This window comes from Pseudomonas sp. SDO5591_S426 (assembly GCF_054070755.1).
On sequence record NZ_JBSVXD010000012.1, the window covers coordinates 23,956 to 40,448 of the forward strand.

The window sequence follows — 16,493 nt, forward strand, 5'->3', positions numbered from 1 at the left end:
ATAGGCCACTGGTCTGAGGAGGACATGGATGTGAAGAATCATAGCGGACGTCGACCAACGGCGAGCCGCTTACTTTGACTCTCCCCTGCGAGTCGCTATTGTCTTATTCACAGCGGAATGCTCCCTGAGCCCAAGGAATTACCGCACATGCGTGTTGCGATACTGGACGACGAACCGGCTGAATTGCGCCGGGTGGAACAGACTCTCCATCAGATGAGCCAGCCTGAGGAAGATGACTGGTCCCTGCACAGCTTTGAGAGGGGAGAAGACCTGTTGCGGGAACTGCGCCGGAACACCTTCGACTTGTTGATCCTAGACTGGCAACTGCCGGACCTCACCGGGATAGAGCTCTTGTGCTGGACCCGCGAACACATGGAAGTCCCTCCCCCTGCCATCATGCTCACCAGCCGCGATGGCGAAAACGACATCGTTCAGGCCTTGAACGCCGGGGCCGATGACTATGTCAGCAAACCCTTCCGTCCCAATGAATTGAAAGCGCGTGTCGCTGCGGTGTTGCGCCGACACAGTCAACAACGCAGCGCGGCAACCGAAGTGCTGAGTTTCAACGACCTGGTGTTCGACGATGCCGAGCTCACCGTCAATCGCGCCGGCAGCCCCATCGTCATGACAGAACGGGAATACCGTTTGGCTCGCTGCCTGTTCACCAATCTGGGTCGGCCGTTGTCCCGGGAGTATCTTTATCAGCGATTCTGGACTCATGAAGAGATGGTTTCTTCGCGTCCTCTGGATACCCACATCTACCGGTTGCGCAATAAGCTGGGATTGACTGCCGACCGTGGCTGGCAGTTGCTGACTATCTATGGATACGGGTATCGGTTGGAGAGTGTGGCTGCAACTATTGAATAGGGCTGTGGATCATTAATCTATCGGCAATAAAAAAGGCCAACGCATAAGCGTTGGCCTTTTCGTTTGGCGGGAGGCCTGAATCAGAAATCCAGGTTGGAAACCGCCAGGGCGTTGCTTTCGATGAAGTCACGGCGAGGTTCGACCGCATCACCCATCAGGGTGTTGAAGATCTGGTCTGCGCCAATGGCGTCTTCGATGGTCACTTTGAGCATCCGGCGCTGGCTTGGGTCCATGGTGGTTTCCCACAGCTGGTCCGGGTTCATCTCACCCAGACCTTTGTATCGCTGGATGGTGTGACGCTTGGTGCTTTCAGCCATCAGCCATTCAAGGGCTTCCTTGAACTCGGTCACCGGCTTCTTGCGTTCGCCACGCTGGATGTACGCGCCATCGTCCAGCAAGGTGCTCAATTGAGCGCCCAACGACACAACAGTCTTGTAATCGTTGCTGCCGAAGAAGTCACGGTTGAAGGTGATGTAGTTCGACAGGCCGTGAGAGATCAGCTCGACTTCTGGCAGCCAGACGTTACGTTCACGGTCTTCGCGCAGGCTGGCCTTGTAAACCAGACCGGACTTCTCAACGGTGCGTAGACGTACTTCGAACTGAGCCATCCAATCCTGCATCGCTGCGTGGTCGGACAGTTGCTCCATGCTCACCGCTGGCAGGTAGATGAAGTGCTCGGTCAGTTCCTGTGGATACAGGCGTGACAGACGCTTGAGGGTCTTCATCACGAGGCGGAAGTCATTGACCAGGCGCTCAAGGGCTTCGCCGGAAATACCCGGTGCTTCTTCGTTCAGGTGCAGGCTCGCGTCTTCCAGGGCCGACTGCGTCATGTACTCTTCCATGGCGTCGTCGTCTTTGATGTATTGCTCTTGCTTGCCTTTCTTCACTTTGTACAACGGCGGCTGAGCGATGTAGATGTAGCCACGCTCGATCAGCTCCGGCAACTGACGGAAGAAGAATGTCAGCAGCAGGGTACGGATGTGTGAACCGTCGACGTCAGCATCCGTCATGATGATGATGTTGTGGTAACGCAGCTTGTCGATGTTGTACTCGTCGCGGCCGATGCCACAGCCTAGCGCGGTGATCAAAGTGCCCACTTCTTGCGAAGAGATCATCTTGTCGAAGCGCGCCTTCTCGACGTTCAGAATCTTGCCCTTCAACGGCAGGATAGCCTGGGTCCGGCGGTTGCGTCCCTGCTTGGCGGAGCCACCAGCAGAGTCACCTTCCACTAGGTACAGTTCGGACAGGGCAGGGTCTTTTTCCTGGCAGTCAGCCAGTTTGCCCGGCAGGCCGGCAATATCCAGCGCGCCTTTACGACGGGTCATCTCACGCGCCTTGCGCGCCGCTTCACGGGCACGGGCCGCGTCGATCATCTTGCCGACAACCAGCTTGGCTTCGTTCGGGTTTTCCAGCAGGAAGTCCGAGAAGTACTTACCCATTTCCTGTTCGACCGCGGTCTTCACTTCGGAAGAAACCAGCTTGTCTTTAGTCTGGGAGCTGAACTTAGGATCCGGCACTTTTACCGAAATGATTGCGGTCAGGCCTTCACGGGCGTCGTCACCGGTGGTCGCGACCTTGTGTTTCTTCGCCAGGCCTTCAGCTTCAATGTAGGTGTTCAGGTTACGCGTCAGCGCCGAACGGAAACCCACCAAGTGAGTACCACCATCGCGCTGCGGAATGTTGTTGGTGAAGCACAACAGGTTCTCGTTGAAGCTGTCGTTCCACTGCAGGGCGATTTCCACGCCGATTCCATCTTCACGCTGAATGTTGAAGTGGAACACCTGGTTGACCGCAGTCTTGTTGGTATTCAGGTATTCAACGAATGCACGCAGGCCGCCTTCGTATTTGAACAACTCTTCCTTACCGCTGCGCTCATCCTTAAGGACGATGCCAACACCGGAGTTGAGGAAGGACAGTTCACGAATCCGCTTGGCCAGGATGTCCCAGCTGAAGTGGATGTTCTTGAATGTCTCGGCCGATGGCTTGAAGTGAATCTGGGTGCCGGTGGTTTCACTCTCACCAACGATTTTCATCGGTTCTTGTGGAACACCGTGGACGTAAGTCTGTTCCCAGATCTTGCCGCTACGGCGAACGGTCAGGACCAGTTCTTTTGACAGTGCGTTCACCACCGACACGCCTACACCGTGCAGACCGCCGGATACTTTGTAGGAGTTATCGTCGAACTTACCGCCGGCGTGCAGCACGGTCATGATGACCTCGGCTGCCGAAACGCCTTCTTCTTTGTGCACGTCTACCGGGATGCCACGGCCGTTGTCGCGAACGGTGATGGACTCATCCGGGTGAATGATGATGCTGATGTCGTCGCAGTGGCCGGCGAGAGCTTCGTCGATCGAGTTATCGACCACTTCGAACACCATGTGGTGCAGACCGCTGCCATCGTCGGTGTCACCAATGTACATACCGGGACGTTTGCGTACGGCATCCAGGCCTTTCAGCACTTTAATGCTCGTTGAGTCGTACGTATTTTCTTCGCTCAATGCCTTCACTCCCGATGGTCGTGGGTCTGGGTGATACGGCCCTGTTCCACGTGGAACAGAGCGACTGGCGTTTCCGTCTGCCAGCCTTCCCTCAATAATTCGTGATCTACACAGGTGATAAACACCTGGCAGCGTAAGTCTTCCAGCAAGCGGCAAAGCGCACGGCGATGTTGCTCGTCCAGTTCGGACGGCAAGTCATCCACCAGATAAATACACTGACCGCGTCGGGCCTGGCTTACCAAGTGCCCCTGGGCAATCCTTAATGCGCAGACCACTAACTTCTGCTGTCCACGAGACAAGATATCCGCGGCATTGTGTGCACCCAATCTGAGGCGCAAATCAGCACGTTGTGGTCCGGCCTGGGTATGACCCATTTGCTGATCCCGCTGAAGGGACCCGGCGAGCACAGCGCTCAACTCACGGTCTTTGTCCCAACCTCGGTAATAGCTGAGCGTTAAGCCCTCAAGCTCAACCAGCTCGCTCAAGGTCTGTTCAAAGACTGGCTTCAAGGCTTTGATATAGGCGCGGCGGTATTCATCGATTTCAGCGCTGGCCTGGCACAGTTCCCTGTCCCAAACCGCTTGCGAAACGGCGTCAAGTGTACCATGCCGCAGCCAAGAGTTTCTCTGGCGCAGGGCCTTCTGCAAGCGCTGCCAAGTTGACATGAACCGTGGTTCCACGTGGAACACACCCCAGTCGAGGAACTGCCGGCGAATTTTCGGCGCGCCCTCCAGCAAGCGAAAGCTGTCTGGGTTGATCAGCTGCAATGGCAGGATTTCCGCTAATTGCGCTGCGCTACGGGCATTTTGCCCGTCGATGCGGATCTGGAACTCCCCTTGGCGGTCTCGCGAAATACCGAGCGCGCTGTGCCCACCCTCCGCCAATTCAACCTGGCCAAACACCGTGCATGCCAATTGCTCGTACTGAATGACCGGCAACAGGCGGGTGCTGCGAAACGAACGGGCAAGCCCCAGCAGATGAATGGCTTCCAGAACACTGGTTTTGCCGCTGCCGTTGGCGCCGTAAAGAATGTTGATTCGGGGGGAGGGGGAGAAAGTCACCGGGTGCAGATTGCGCACCGCGGTGACCGAGACGCGACTTAAGGACATCTAGCTTCTGCTGAGCATGATTACAGACGCATCGGCATGACAACGTAAGCCGAATCGTCGTTGTCGGACTCTTGCACCAGCGCGCTGCTGTTGGAGTCGGACAGGATCAGGCGAACCTGCTCGGTGGTCATCACGCCCAGCACGTCGAGCAGGTAGCTCACGTTGAAGCCGATTTCCAGGGAGCCGCCGTTGTATTCAACACCCACTTCTTCTTCCGCTTCTTCCTGCTCCGGGTTGTTCGCCTGGATCTTCAGCTGACCATTGGCCAGTTGCAGGCGGATACCACGGTACTTCTCGTTGGACAGAATCGCGGTACGGCTGAAGGCTTCGCGCAACGCCTGACGGTCGCCGAGTACCAGCTTGTCACCGCCCTTCGGCAGAACGCGCTCGTAGTCCGGGAATTTGCCGTCTACCAGTTTCGAAGTGAAGGTGAATTCGCCGGTGGTGGCGCGGATATGGTGCTGACCCAGCACGATGCTGACGTTGCCATCCGGTTCGGTCAGCAGACGTGCCAGCTCGAGAATGCCTTTGCGCGGCACGATGACCTGGTGGCGATCCGGCTGACCGATATCGGCCTGCATGGAACACATCGCCAAGCGGTGACCGTCGGTGGCCACGGCACGGATGATCCCGGCAGAAACTTCCAGCAACATGCCGTTGAGGTAGTAACGCACGTCCTGCTGAGCCATCGCGAAGCTAGTGCGCTCGATCAAACGGCGCAACTTGCTTTGCTCGAGGCTGCAAGTCAGCGAGCCTGGGCCTTCTTCTACCGTCGGGAAATCATTGGCCGGCAGGGTCGACAGGGTGAAGCGGCTACGGCCAGCCTTCACGACGAGCTTCTGCTCATCGACCTTGATGTCGATCAGCGCATCGCCCGGCAAGCTTTTGCAGATGTCCATCAGTTTGCGCGCAGGCACAGTGATGGAACCTGGCTCGGCAGGCTCTTCAAGTTGAACACGACCGACCAGCTCGACTTCCAGGTCGGTACCGGTCAGCGACAATTGCTGGCCTTCGACAACCAGCAGCACGTTGGAGAGCACCGGCAAGGTCTGTCGGCGCTCGACGACGCCTGCGACCAGTTGCAGGGGTTTCAACAGGGCTTCGCGTTGAATGGTGAAATGCATGGTCTAGTCCCTTGCCTTAATAAGCTGCGCTGGTGTGCATCAAGTGGTCAGTGTACGCAGCAGGTTCTTGTAGTCCTCGCGGATGTCCGCGTCGGATTCCTTAAGTTCATTGATCTTGCGGCAGGCGTGCAAAACCGTCGTGTGGTCTCGTCCGCCAAACACGTCGCCGATTTCCGGCAAGCTGTGGTTGGTCAATTCCTTGGACAATGCCATGGCGACCTGACGCGGACGGGCGACCGAACGCGAACGGCGTTTGGACAGCAAATCGGAGATCTTGATCTTGTAGTACTCGGCGACGGTGCGCTGAATGTTATCCACAGAGACCAGTTTATCTTGCAGCGCCAACAGGTCCTTCAGGGATTCGCGAATCAGCTCGATGGTGATGTCGCGGCCCATGAAGTGCGAGTGGGCGATCACGCGTTTGAGCGCGCCTTCCAGTTCACGGACGTTGGAGCGAATGCGCTGGGCAATGAAGAACGCCGCGTCATGGGGCAGGTCGACTTTGGCCTGGTCGGCCTTCTTCATCAGAATCGCGACCCGGGTCTCCAGCTCCGGCGGCTCGACGGCTACCGTCAGGCCCCAACCGAAGCGGGATTTCAGGCGCTCTTCAAGGCCTTCGATTTCTTTCGGATAGCGGTCACTGGTGAGAATGACTTGCTGGCCACCTTCAAGCAGGGCGTTGAAGGTGTGGAAAAACTCTTCCTGGGAACGCTCCTTGCGGGCGAAGAACTGAATGTCATCGATGAGCAAGGCGTCTACCGAACGGTAGAAACGCTTGAACTCGTTGATCGCGTTCAGCTGCAAGGCCTTGACCATGTCGGCCACAAAGCGCTCGGAATGCAGGTACACAACCTTGGCGTTCGGGTTCTTCTTTAATAGGTGGTTACCCACAGCATGCATCAAGTGGGTTTTACCCAGACCCACGCCACCATAAAGGAAGAGCGGGTTGTAACCGTGCTTTGGGTTGTCCGCCACTTGCCAGGCCGCAGCCCGGGCCAGTTGGTTGGACTTGCCCTCGACGAAGTTTTCGAAGGTAAAGGTGCGGTTCAGATAGCTGGTGTGCTTGAGCGCGCCTTCTACCTGCACGGTACGTTGTTCGGAGCGAACCGGAGCCTGCTGCGAGCTGGCGCCAGCCATTGGGTCGAAACTGTCTCGTGACGGCTCTTCTTCAATGACCTCTGCGACTTTTTGCGTTGCGCGCTTGCTGGGTGCGGCGACCGATGCTTGCGCCGGAGCACTGACCGGTGCCGAAGTTGCCTGAACCTGGGACGCAGCCGCGGCAGCAGCCAACGGAGCATTCGGCGCAGCACGCGGCGCTGAGCTGCGTTTGCTGCCTATTAATAAGGAAAGCGCTGGCGCCATCCCATTGCCATGTTCATCGAGCAATTCCAGGACGCGGCCCAGGTACTTCTCGTTGACCCAGTCCAGGACAAAACGATTGGGCGCGTAGACACGCAACTCGTCGCCTTCGGCTTCGACCTGTAGTGGACGGATCCAAGTGTTGAATTGTTGGGCAGGCAGCTCATCGCGCAAAAGCTCAACGCACTGCTGCCAAAGTTCCACTGACACGGATATCCCCTAAGTTGAAAGCCGGTGAGGCAAAAACAAGCGGCCATTGTAGCGACCAGACGCTGACTTATCCACACGTAGGTGGCTCATCGACCAAGAAGAATCAACGTTTTATACGCAAAAAAGACGACCAATGGTCTGTGCATAAGCTCTGTGGATAACCGTGGTTAAGCTCATTGCACAACTGGGGGTGAAACTCGGTGGATAACCAGCCTGTGGATAAACCGACCTTTCACACACAGGTTTTCCGACAGCGCAGCACAGGCTTAACACGGTTTTCCACTGTAGTTGTCATTCTCTGTACATCACGTAATAAAAGGGCTAGATGTACTTATCCACAGAAGATTGCGTCCCTAGCTTTTATAAGCTTTACAGAAAAGCTTTAAATACTTTCCTTCTTTATTTTTATATTTAGTGAATGACCGATGACCGGCCAAAACGCCAGGAGATCTATTTATAAGGAAACGTTGGTTGGAAATTGACCTAGAGGCTTGCTTTCTCTAGAATCCCCGGTCTCTTAAAACGGGGGCCATTCCGGCCCGTTGTGGACGAACCAGGTAACACGACAATGAAACGTACTTTCCAACCAAGCACTATCAAACGCGCTCGTACCCACGGTTTCCGTGCTCGCATGGCTACCAAGAACGGTCGTGCCGTTCTGTCGCGTCGTCGCGCCAAAGGTCGTGCGCGTCTGGCAGTTTGATAAGCCGGCACTGGAGGTGAGTCAGGACTTCAGTCGGGAAAAGCGTCTGCTTACCCCCCGGCATTTCAAGGCAGTCTTTGACTCCCCTACCGGCAAGGTTCCGGGGAAAAATCTCCTGCTCCTTGCGCGCAACAACGATCTTGATCACCCCCGTCTCGGGTTGGTTATCGGGAAAAAGAGCGTAAAGCTCTCCGTCGAGCGCAATCGCCTCAAACGTCTGATGCGCGAATCGTTTCGCCTGAACCAGGATTTACTGGTCGGCTGGGACATTGTTATCGTCGCGCGCAAAGGTTTGGGGGACGTAGAAAACCCCGAATTGATTCAGCATTTCGGCAAACTCTGGAAGCGTCTGGCACGCAGCACGCCGGTACCAGCAGTCAAAACCGAAACTGTAGGGGTAGACAGTCCAGATGCGTAAACTGGCACTCGTTCCGATCCAGTTTTATCGCTATGCCATTAGTCCCCTGATGGCCAGTCACTGTCGTTTCTACCCCAGTTGTTCCTGCTACGCGTTGGAAGCCATCGAAAATCATGGCCTTCTACGCGGTGGCTGGCTGACCTTTCGTCGTTTAGGTCGCTGTCATCCGTGGAATCCCGGTGGTTATGACCCGGTTCCACCTATCCCTACCTCCCGTTCTTCTTCGATGGCCGAGTAATCATGGATATCAAACGCACGATCCTGATCGTCGCCCTGGCAATCGTGTCCTACGTTATGGTTCTTAAATGGAACCAGGACTATGGCCAGGCTGCCTTGCCGACTCAGAATGTTGCTTCCAGTACGACCGCCCCGGGCCTCCCGGATACGGCAACTGGCAATAAAGCGTCCGTCAGTGACGACATTCCACACGCCGCAAACGATACCAGTGCACCTGCCGAAACTCCGGTAGCGGCGAGCACCGACCTCATCCAGATCAAAACGGATGTGCTCGATCTGGCCATCGATCCACAAGGTGGTGATGTCGCACAGCTGAAACTGCCGCTGTATCCACGTCGCCAAGACCATCCGGAAATTCCGTTCCAGTTGTTCGACAACGGCAACGAGCGCACTTATCTGGCTCAGAGTGGCCTGATCGGCACCAACGGTCCGGACGCAAGTCCTACCGGTCGTCCGGTTTACTCCTCGGAGAAGAAGATTTATCAACTGGCTGACGGTCAGGACCAATTGGTCGTGGACCTGAAGTTCAGCAAGGACGGCGTCAACTACATCAAGCGTTTCACCCTGAAACGTGGCCTGTATGACGTAACCGTTTCCTACTTGATCGACAACCAGAGCGCTCAGCCCTGGTCCGGGGCGATGTTCGCGCAATTGAAGCGTGACGCCAGCTCCGATCCTTCTTCCAGCACCGCGACCGGCACCGCGACTTACCTGGGCGCCGCCCTGTGGACAAGTTCGGAGCCGTACAAGAAAGTGTCCATGAAGGACATGGACAAGGCCGCGCTGAAAGAAACCGTCACCGGTGGTTGGGTTGCCTGGCTGCAACACTACTTCGTGACCGCATGGATTCCGGAAAAGGGCGAAAACAATGTCGTCCAGACCCGTAAAGACAGCAAAGGCAACTACATCATCGGTTACACCGGTCCTTCGTTGACCGTTGCACCGGGTGCCAAGGCTGAAACCAGCGCCATTCTGTACGCCGGTCCGAAAAGCCAGGCAGTGCTGAAAGAGTTGTCCCCAGGTCTGGAACTGACTGTCGACTACGGCATTCTGTGGTTCATTGCTCAACCGATCTTCTGGTTGTTGCAACATATCCACGCCCTTGTGGGTAACTGGGGCTGGTCGATCATCTTCCTGACCATGCTGATCAAAGGGATCTTCTTCCCGCTGTCGGCTGCCAGCTACAAATCCATGGCGCGCATGCGTGCAGTGGCACCGAAACTGGCCGCGCTGAAAGAGCAACATGGCGACGACCGGCAGAAAATGTCGCAAGCCATGATGGAGCTGTACAAGAAAGAGAAGATCAATCCGCTGGGTGGTTGCTTGCCAATCCTCGTGCAGATGCCGGTTTTCCTGTCCTTGTACTGGGTTCTGCTGGAAAGCGTTGAAATGCGCCAGGCGCCGTTCATGCTGTGGATCACTGACCTGTCGATCAAGGATCCGTTCTTCATTCTGCCGATCATCATGGGCGCAACCATGTTCATCCAGCAGCAGCTGAACCCGACTCCTCCGGATCCGATGCAAGCGAAGGTCATGAAAATGATGCCAATCATCTTCACCTTCTTCTTCCTGTGGTTCCCGGCCGGTCTGGTGCTGTACTGGGTAGTGAACAACTGCCTGTCGATCGCACAACAGTGGTACATCACTCGTAAGATCGAAGCGGCTACCAAAGCAGCTGCCTGATTTACACTGTGGATAACCACTCAAAACGCCCCCTAGTGGGGCGTTTTGCTATCTGTCACTTTTGTATGGATACCGGTTTATGAGCGCTCCTCGTGAAACCATCGCCGCCGTCGCCACCGCTCAAGGTCGCGGCGGTGTCGGCATCGTTCGTATTTCCGGGCCGTTGGCCAGCGTTGCGGCCAAGGCCTTCAGTGGTCGCGAACTCAAGCCGCGTTTCGCTCACTACGGTCCGTTCCTCGGTGAAAACGACGAGGTGCTCGATCAGGGCATCGCATTGTATTTTCCCGGACCGAACTCCTTTACTGGCGAAGATGTATTGGAATTACAGGGTCATGGCGGCCCGATCGTCCTGGATATGTTGCTGCAACGTTGCCTTGGACTGGGTTGCCGTCTCGCTCGACCGGGTGAATTTAGTGAACGTGCATTCCTCAATGACAAGCTCGACCTCGCCCAGGCCGAAGCCATCGCCGATCTGATCGAAGCCAGTTCTGCACAGGCGGCCCGAAATGCACTGCGTTCCTTGCAAGGCGCATTTTCCACACGTGTGCATAACCTCACGGAGCAACTGATCGGTCTGCGGATTTATGTCGAGGCCGCAATCGACTTCCCGGAAGAAGAAATCGACTTCCTCGCGGATGGCCACGTGCTCAGCATGCTCGACAAGGTCCGCGATGAGTTATCCACTGTCATGCGCGAAGCCGGGCAGGGCGCTTTGTTGCGCGATGGCATGACGGTGGTGATTGCCGGCCGTCCGAATGCCGGTAAATCCAGTTTGCTCAATGCGCTGGCCGGACGGGAAGCGGCGATTGTGACCGAGATTGCCGGCACAACCCGCGATGTCCTGCGCGAACATATCCACATTGACGGCATGCCACTGCACGTCGTCGACACCGCTGGCTTACGTGACACCGATGATCATGTGGAAAAAATCGGCGTCGAGCGGGCGTTGAAAGCCATCGGCGAAGCGGATCGCGTACTGTTGGTTGTGGATGCCACCGCTCCTGAAGCGGCTGACCCGTTTGCTTTGTGGCCGGAATTCCTCGAAACCCGTCCAGATCCTGCCAAAGTCACGCTTATCCGCAACAAGGCAGACCTTACGGGTGAAGCCATTGCTCTGGAAGTCAGCGAGGATGGTCATGTCACCATCAGCCTGAGCGCGAAGTCTGGCGGCGTTGGTCTTGAGCTTCTACGCGAACATTTGAAAGCCTGCATGGGTTATGAACAGACGTCCGAAAGCAGCTTCAGCGCACGCAGGCGTCACCTGGAAGCCTTGCGCCATGCCAGCGACTCCCTGGAACACGGCCGTGCCCAACTGACCCTGGCCGGAGCCGGCGAACTGTTGGCCGAGGATCTGCGACAAGCACAGCAATCGCTGGGGGAAATCACCGGTGCGTTCAGCTCCGATGACCTTTTGGGGCGAATCTTCTCCAGTTTCTGCATCGGTAAATAGTCCTTCCGCAGTTCCACAGACAGGCCGTTCGTGCCTGTCTGCCTCTTTCTTTCTGAAACCAGCACTCGAACGCCATGCGGATTCTGTCTGCCTGGCTTTTTTTTGTGTCCAGATTTTGTTCCCGTAGCGCTTTTCTGTGGATTAAGCCCTGTGAATAACCGTGGCTAAGGGCAGTTGATAACAGGGCCTTAAAACTGAACATAACTGCCTCTGTGGATAACCACCTCTTTCATCCACAGGCTTAAACCGGTTATCCAAGGGCCTCATTGGCACATGGTCACAGGGTTTTGGATCTCTGTACATATTGTAAATAAAGGCCTTCAGCGTTCTATCCACAGAAAGGTGCCTCAGTAGAAATAAACATAAAAACAAAGATTTAATAAATTTCTCTCTTTTTAATTTCTATAACCCCGACTTCTCCACAGCTGGTTAAATTTTGTGCAAAGGGTTCTTTAGGAAGGGCGAAGTCCCTATACTTGTCGACCAGGTCCAAAAACCTGAGCTCAAACTATTCCTGAATTACCTACTTAAGCAGGCACGAGGTGCGTGGTGGATTTCCCTTCCCGTTTTGAAGTGATCGTCATCGGCGGCGGTCATGCCGGTACCGAGGCAGCACTGGCCTCAGCACGTATGGGGGTCAAAACCCTGTTGCTGACGCATAACGTGGAAACCCTCGGTGCCATGAGTTGCAACCCTGCCATTGGCGGGATCGGCAAAAGCCACCTGGTCAAGGAAATCGATGCCCTTGGCGGCGCGATGGCCATCGCTACCGATAAAGGTGGTATCCAGTTTCGTGTACTGAACAGCCGCAAAGGCCCGGCCGTGCGTGCAACCCGCGCGCAGGCAGACCGGGTTCTGTACAAGGCCGCTATCCGCGAAATCCTGGAGAACCAACCGAACCTGTGGATATTTCAACAGGCCGCTGACGATCTGATTGTCGAGCAGGAACAAGTCCGTGGTGTTGTCACGCAAATGGGTCTGCGTTTTCTCGCCGATTCCGTGGTGTTGACCACCGGCACGTTCCTTGGTGGACTTATCCACATAGGTTTGCAGAATTTTTCCGGCGGTCGCGCCGGTGATCCACCGTCGATTGCCCTGGCTCACCGTTTGCGTGAACTGCCACTGCGCGTGGGTCGCCTGAAAACCGGTACGCCGCCACGTATTGACGCCCGATCTGTGGATTTCTCGGTGATGACCGAGCAGGCGGGCGATACGCCGATTCCGGTCATGTCGTTCATGGGCTCCAAAGAGCAGCATCCGAAGCAAGTGAGCTGCTGGATTACCCACACGAATGCGCGCACCCACGAAATCATTGCCGCGAACCTCGACCGTTCGCCGATGTATTCCGCTGCCGGTGAGATCGAAGGCATCGGCCCGCGTTACTGCCCATCGATCGAAGACAAGATTCATCGCTTTGCTGACAAGGAAAGCCACCAGGTCTTCATCGAACCGGAAGGTTTGACGACAAACGAGCTGTACCCGAACGGGATATCCACAAGCTTGCCATTCGACGTGCAATTGCAGATCGTTCAATCGATCCGCGGCATGGAGAACGCGCACATCGTGCGTCCGGGTTATGCGATCGAGTACGACTACTTCGATCCGCGCGACCTGAAATACAGCCTGGAAACCAAAGTCATCGGCGGTCTGTTCTTTGCCGGGCAAATCAACGGCACCACCGGTTACGAAGAAGCCGGCGCCCAGGGTTTGCTGGCCGGAACCAACGCCGCGCTGCGTGCACAGGGCAAAGACGCCTGGTGTCCGCGTCGCGATGAAGCGTATATCGGGGTACTGGTCGACGACCTGATTACTCTAGGTACCCAAGAGCCGTACCGGATGTTCACTTCCCGCGCCGAATACCGTTTGATCCTGCGCGAAGACAACGCCGACCTGCGCTTGACCGAGAAAGGTCGCGAACTGGGTCTGGTGGATGACGCGCGCTGGGCGGCTTTCAGCAAAAAACGCGAAAGCATCGAGCTGGAAGAACAGCGCCTGAAAAGCACTTGGGTCCGCCCGGGCACTGAACAAGGCGATGCGATTTCGGAAAAATTCGGTACGCCGCTGACTCACGAATACAACCTGCTCAATCTCTTGAGCCGTCCGGAGATCGACTACGCTGGTCTGATCGCCGTGACTGGTGGGGGCGCAGAAGATCCACAGGTCGCCGAACAGGTCGAAATCAAGACCAAGTACGCCGGCTACATCGATCGTCAACAGGATGAAATCGCCCGTCTGCGCGCAAGTGAAGACACGAAATTGCCTGTGGATATCGATTACACAAACATTTCCGGTCTCTCCAAAGAGATCCAGAGCAAGCTCGGTGCGACCCGTCCAGAAACATTGGGCCAGGCGTCGCGCATCCCGGGTGTTACGCCGGCAGCCATTTCGCTGTTGATGATTCATTTGAAAAAACGCGGCGCGGGCCGTCAGTTGGAGCAAAGCGCTTGAGTTCGTTGGTCACTTTGCAACACGCAGAAGAGTTATCCACAGGTGCCCGCCAGCTTGGTGTCACGCTGACTGAAACCCAGCACGCGCAGCTGCTGGGCTATCTGGCCCTGTTGATCAAATGGAACAAGGCTTACAACCTCACCGCCGTGCGTGATCCGGATGAAATGGTCTCGCGTCATTTGCTCGATAGTCTGAGCGTGATGTCTTTCATCGAAAATGGTCGTTGGCTGGATGTCGGCAGCGGCGGCGGCATGCCTGGCATCCCGCTGGCCATCCTGTTTCCTGAGTCGCAAGTGACCTGTCTGGACAGCAATGGCAAGAAAACCCGCTTCCTGACCCAAGTCAAACTCGAACTCAAACTGGATAACCTTCAAGTTATCCACAGTCGCGTCGAAGCGTTCCAGCCTGCGCAGCCGTTCAACGGGATTATCTCCCGGGCGTTCAGCAGCATGGAGAACTTCACCAACTGGACTCGCCACCTCGGCGACACCGATACACGTTGGCTGGCAATGAAGGGCGTTCATCCCGCCGATGAGCTGGTAGCATTGCCGGCAGACTTCCACCTCGATAGCGAACACGCCCTGGCCGTACCCGGTTGCCAAGGCCAACGCCATCTGCTGATACTGCGCCGCACGGCATGATTGGGAACACAAGCAAGAATGGCTAAGGTATTCGCGATTGCGAACCAAAAGGGTGGTGTGGGCAAGACCACCACCTGCATCAACCTCGCAGCATCCCTCGTCGCCACCAAGCGCCGGGTGTTGTTGATCGATCTCGATCCACAGGGCAACGCCACCATGGGTAGCGGTGTGGATAAACACGGCCTGGAAAACTCGGTCTACGACCTGTTGATCGGTGAATGCGACCTGGCCCAGGCCATGCACTACTCCGAGCATGGTGGTTACCAGTTGTTGCCGGCCAACCGTGACCTGACGGCTGCGGAAGTGGTTCTGCTGGAAATGCAGATGAAGGAAAGCCGCCTGCGCAGTGCGCTGGCGCCGATACGTGAAAACTACGATTACATTTTGATCGACTGCCCACCGTCGCTGTCGATGCTGACGTTGAACGCACTGGTTGCCGCCGACGGGGTAATTATCCCCATGCAGTGCGAGTATTTCGCGCTCGAAGGCTTGAGCGACCTTGTGGATAACATCAAGCGTATCGCGGAATTGCTGAACCCGAATCTCAAGATCGAAGGCTTGCTGCGTACGATGTACGATCCGCGCCTGAGCCTGATGAACGATGTCTCGGCCCAGCTCAAGGAACACTTCGGCGAGCAACTCTACGACACCGTCATTCCACGCAACATCCGTCTGGCCGAAGCGCCTAGCTACGGCATGCCGGCACTGGCGTACGACAAAGCATCGCGCGGCGCCGTTGCCTATCTGGCTCTGGCGGGCGAAATGGTTCGTCGTCAGCGCAAAAACTCACGCATCGCCGCTGCTCAGGCAACTTAAGGAATCCCCATGGCCGTCAAGAAACGAGGTCTCGGACGTGGACTGGATGCACTGCTGAGTGGTCCGACCGTCAGCTCGCTGGAAGAACAGGCGGCGCAAGCCGATCACCGTGAGCTGCAACACTTGCCCCTGGACTTGCTCCAGCGCGGCAAATACCAGCCGCGTCGTGATATGGATCCTCAGGCACTCGAAGAGCTGGCACTGTCGATCAAGGCCCAAGGCGTGATGCAACCGATCGTGGTACGCCCGATTGGCGGTGGCCGCTTCGAAATCATTGCCGGTGAACGCCGCTGGCGCGCCAGTCAGCAGGCCGGGCAGGAAACCATTCCGGCGATGGTGCGCGATGTGCCGGATGAAACGGCCATTGCCATTGCGCTGATCGAGAACATCCAGCGCGAAGACCTCAACCCGATCGAAGAAGCGGTGGCCTTGCAGCGTTTGCAGCAGGAATTCCAGCTGACCCAGCAACAAGTGGCCGAAGCTGTGGGCAAGTCCCGGGTGACCGTGGCCAACCTGCTGCGCCTGATCTCCTTGCCGGAAGTCATCAAGACCATGTTGTCCCACGGCGACCTGGAAATGGGTCATGCCCGTGCTTTGCTCGGTTTGCCGGATAATCAACAGGTTGAAGGGGCGCGACATGTTGTCGCACGCGGGCTGACTGTGCGCCAAACTGAGGCACTGGTTCGCCAGTGGTTGAGTGGCAAACCGGAGCCTGTCGAACCCGCAAAACCAGACCCGGATATCGCCCGTCTGGAACAGCGCCTGGCCGAGCGCCTAGGCTCTGCGGTGCAGATCCGCCACGGCAAGAAGGGAAAAGGGCAGTTGGTGATTGGCTACAACTCCCTGGATGAGCTTCAAGGCGTACTCGCACATATCCGCTGAAACATTTCCTCATGTAGCGCGCAGTCGGAAATCACTACCTGACAGTTG

14 protein-coding genes are annotated in these 16,493 nt (G+C 56.4%); 10 read left to right on the forward strand and 4 right to left on the reverse strand.

Annotation, left to right across the window (positions count from 1 at the left end):
* Window positions 1-147: 147 nt before the first annotated feature.
* Window positions 148-867, forward strand: a complete 720-nt coding sequence (locus tag ACW9JC_RS04705) for a response regulator transcription factor (RefSeq protein WP_457453879.1) — start codon at window positions 148-150, stop codon at window positions 865-867.
* A gap of 80 nt (window positions 868-947) precedes the next feature.
* On the opposite strand, the gene gyrB is transcribed toward ACW9JC_RS04705, so the two are convergent.
* From gyrB to dnaA, 4 genes are read right to left on the reverse strand one after another with little or no spacing between them, the layout of a single operon-like run.
* Complete coding sequence (gyrB, locus tag ACW9JC_RS04710) at window positions 948-3,365, reverse strand: DNA topoisomerase (ATP-hydrolyzing) subunit B (RefSeq protein ID WP_217856990.1); 2,418 nt, start codon at window positions 3,363-3,365, stop codon at window positions 948-950.
* 5 nt (window positions 3,366-3,370) lie between these two features.
* Window positions 3,371-4,474 carry a DNA replication/repair protein RecF gene (gene recF, locus ACW9JC_RS04715; RefSeq protein ID WP_008064628.1) on the reverse strand — a complete coding sequence of 368 codons (1,104 nt, stop codon included), beginning with the start codon at window positions 4,472-4,474 and terminating at the stop codon, window positions 3,371-3,373.
* Window positions 4,475-4,494: 20 nt separating this feature from the next.
* Window positions 4,495-5,598, reverse strand: a complete 1,104-nt coding sequence (dnaN, locus tag ACW9JC_RS04720) for a DNA polymerase III subunit beta (protein ID WP_338583963.1) — start codon at window positions 5,596-5,598, stop codon at window positions 4,495-4,497.
* Window positions 5,599-5,637: 39 nt separating this feature from the next.
* Window positions 5,638-7,167 (reverse strand): chromosomal replication initiator protein DnaA, encoded by a 1,530-nt coding sequence (gene dnaA / locus ACW9JC_RS04725; protein WP_457453882.1) that lies wholly within the window; start codon window positions 7,165-7,167, stop codon window positions 5,638-5,640.
* 568 nt (window positions 7,168-7,735) lie between these two features.
* Here dnaA and rpmH point away from each other — a divergent pair.
* The 9 genes from rpmH (at window position 7,736) to ACW9JC_RS04770 (ending at window position 16,445) form a co-directional block, all read left to right on the forward strand.
* Window positions 7,736-7,870: a 50S ribosomal protein L34 gene (rpmH, locus tag ACW9JC_RS04730; RefSeq protein WP_003213577.1), complete on the forward strand. Its 135-nt coding sequence runs from the start codon at window positions 7,736-7,738 to the stop codon at window positions 7,868-7,870.
* A gap of 16 nt (window positions 7,871-7,886) precedes the next feature.
* On the forward strand, window positions 7,887-8,288 hold the full coding sequence (gene rnpA / locus ACW9JC_RS04735) for a ribonuclease P protein component (RefSeq protein WP_197677877.1): 402 nt from the start codon (window positions 7,887-7,889) through the stop codon (window positions 8,286-8,288).
* Window positions 8,281-8,526: a membrane protein insertion efficiency factor YidD gene (gene yidD / locus ACW9JC_RS04740; RefSeq protein ID WP_010207715.1), complete on the forward strand. Its 246-nt coding sequence runs from the start codon at window positions 8,281-8,283 to the stop codon at window positions 8,524-8,526. Before rnpA ends, yidD begins: the two co-directional genes overlap by 8 nt.
* Window positions 8,527-8,528: 2 nt before the next feature.
* Window positions 8,529-10,208: a membrane protein insertase YidC gene (yidC, locus tag ACW9JC_RS04745; protein WP_457453883.1), complete on the forward strand. Its 1,680-nt coding sequence runs from the start codon at window positions 8,529-8,531 to the stop codon at window positions 10,206-10,208.
* A 79-nt stretch (window positions 10,209-10,287) separates the two neighbouring features.
* On the forward strand, window positions 10,288-11,658 hold the full coding sequence (mnmE, locus tag ACW9JC_RS04750; RefSeq protein WP_448109842.1) for a tRNA uridine-5-carboxymethylaminomethyl(34) synthesis GTPase MnmE: 1,371 nt from the start codon (window positions 10,288-10,290) through the stop codon (window positions 11,656-11,658).
* Between the two features lie 549 nt (window positions 11,659-12,207).
* A complete protein-coding gene (gene mnmG, locus ACW9JC_RS04755) occupies window positions 12,208-14,106 on the forward strand; it encodes a tRNA uridine-5-carboxymethylaminomethyl(34) synthesis enzyme MnmG (RefSeq protein WP_457453884.1) in 1,899 nt (632 codons plus the stop codon).
* Window positions 14,103-14,747, forward strand: coding sequence for a 16S rRNA (guanine(527)-N(7))-methyltransferase RsmG (gene rsmG, locus ACW9JC_RS04760; protein ID WP_457453886.1), 645 nt, complete (start codon window positions 14,103-14,105; stop codon window positions 14,745-14,747). Before mnmG ends, rsmG begins: the two co-directional genes overlap by 4 nt.
* Before the next feature lie 18 nt (window positions 14,748-14,765).
* Window positions 14,766-15,563 (forward strand): ParA family protein, encoded by a 798-nt coding sequence (locus ACW9JC_RS04765; protein ID WP_150702276.1) that lies wholly within the window; start codon window positions 14,766-14,768, stop codon window positions 15,561-15,563.
* 9 nt (window positions 15,564-15,572) lie between these two features.
* Window positions 15,573-16,445, forward strand: a complete 873-nt coding sequence (locus tag ACW9JC_RS04770) for a ParB/RepB/Spo0J family partition protein (protein ID WP_075946952.1) — start codon at window positions 15,573-15,575, stop codon at window positions 16,443-16,445.
* Window positions 16,446-16,493: the final 48 nt, after the last annotated feature.

Coding starts and splice junctions, on each gene's coding strand:
- ACW9JC_RS04705 (WP_457453879.1), top strand. CDS start 148: ATGCGTGTTGCGATACTGGACGACGAACCGGCTGAATTGCGCCGGGTG.
- recF (WP_008064628.1), bottom strand. CDS start 4,474: ATGTCCTTAAGTCGCGTCTCGGTCACCGCGGTGCGCAATCTGCACCCG.
- dnaN (WP_338583963.1), bottom strand. CDS start 5,598: ATGCATTTCACCATTCAACGCGAAGCCCTGTTGAAACCCCTGCAACTG.
- rpmH (WP_003213577.1), top strand. CDS start 7,736: ATGAAACGTACTTTCCAACCAAGCACTATCAAACGCGCTCGTACCCAC.
- yidD (WP_010207715.1), top strand. CDS start 8,281: ATGCGTAAACTGGCACTCGTTCCGATCCAGTTTTATCGCTATGCCATT.
- yidC (WP_457453883.1), top strand. CDS start 8,529: ATGGATATCAAACGCACGATCCTGATCGTCGCCCTGGCAATCGTGTCC.
- mnmE (WP_448109842.1), top strand. CDS start 10,288: ATGAGCGCTCCTCGTGAAACCATCGCCGCCGTCGCCACCGCTCAAGGT.
- ACW9JC_RS04765 (WP_150702276.1), top strand. CDS start 14,766: ATGGCTAAGGTATTCGCGATTGCGAACCAAAAGGGTGGTGTGGGCAAG.
- ACW9JC_RS04770 (WP_075946952.1), top strand. CDS start 15,573: ATGGCCGTCAAGAAACGAGGTCTCGGACGTGGACTGGATGCACTGCTG.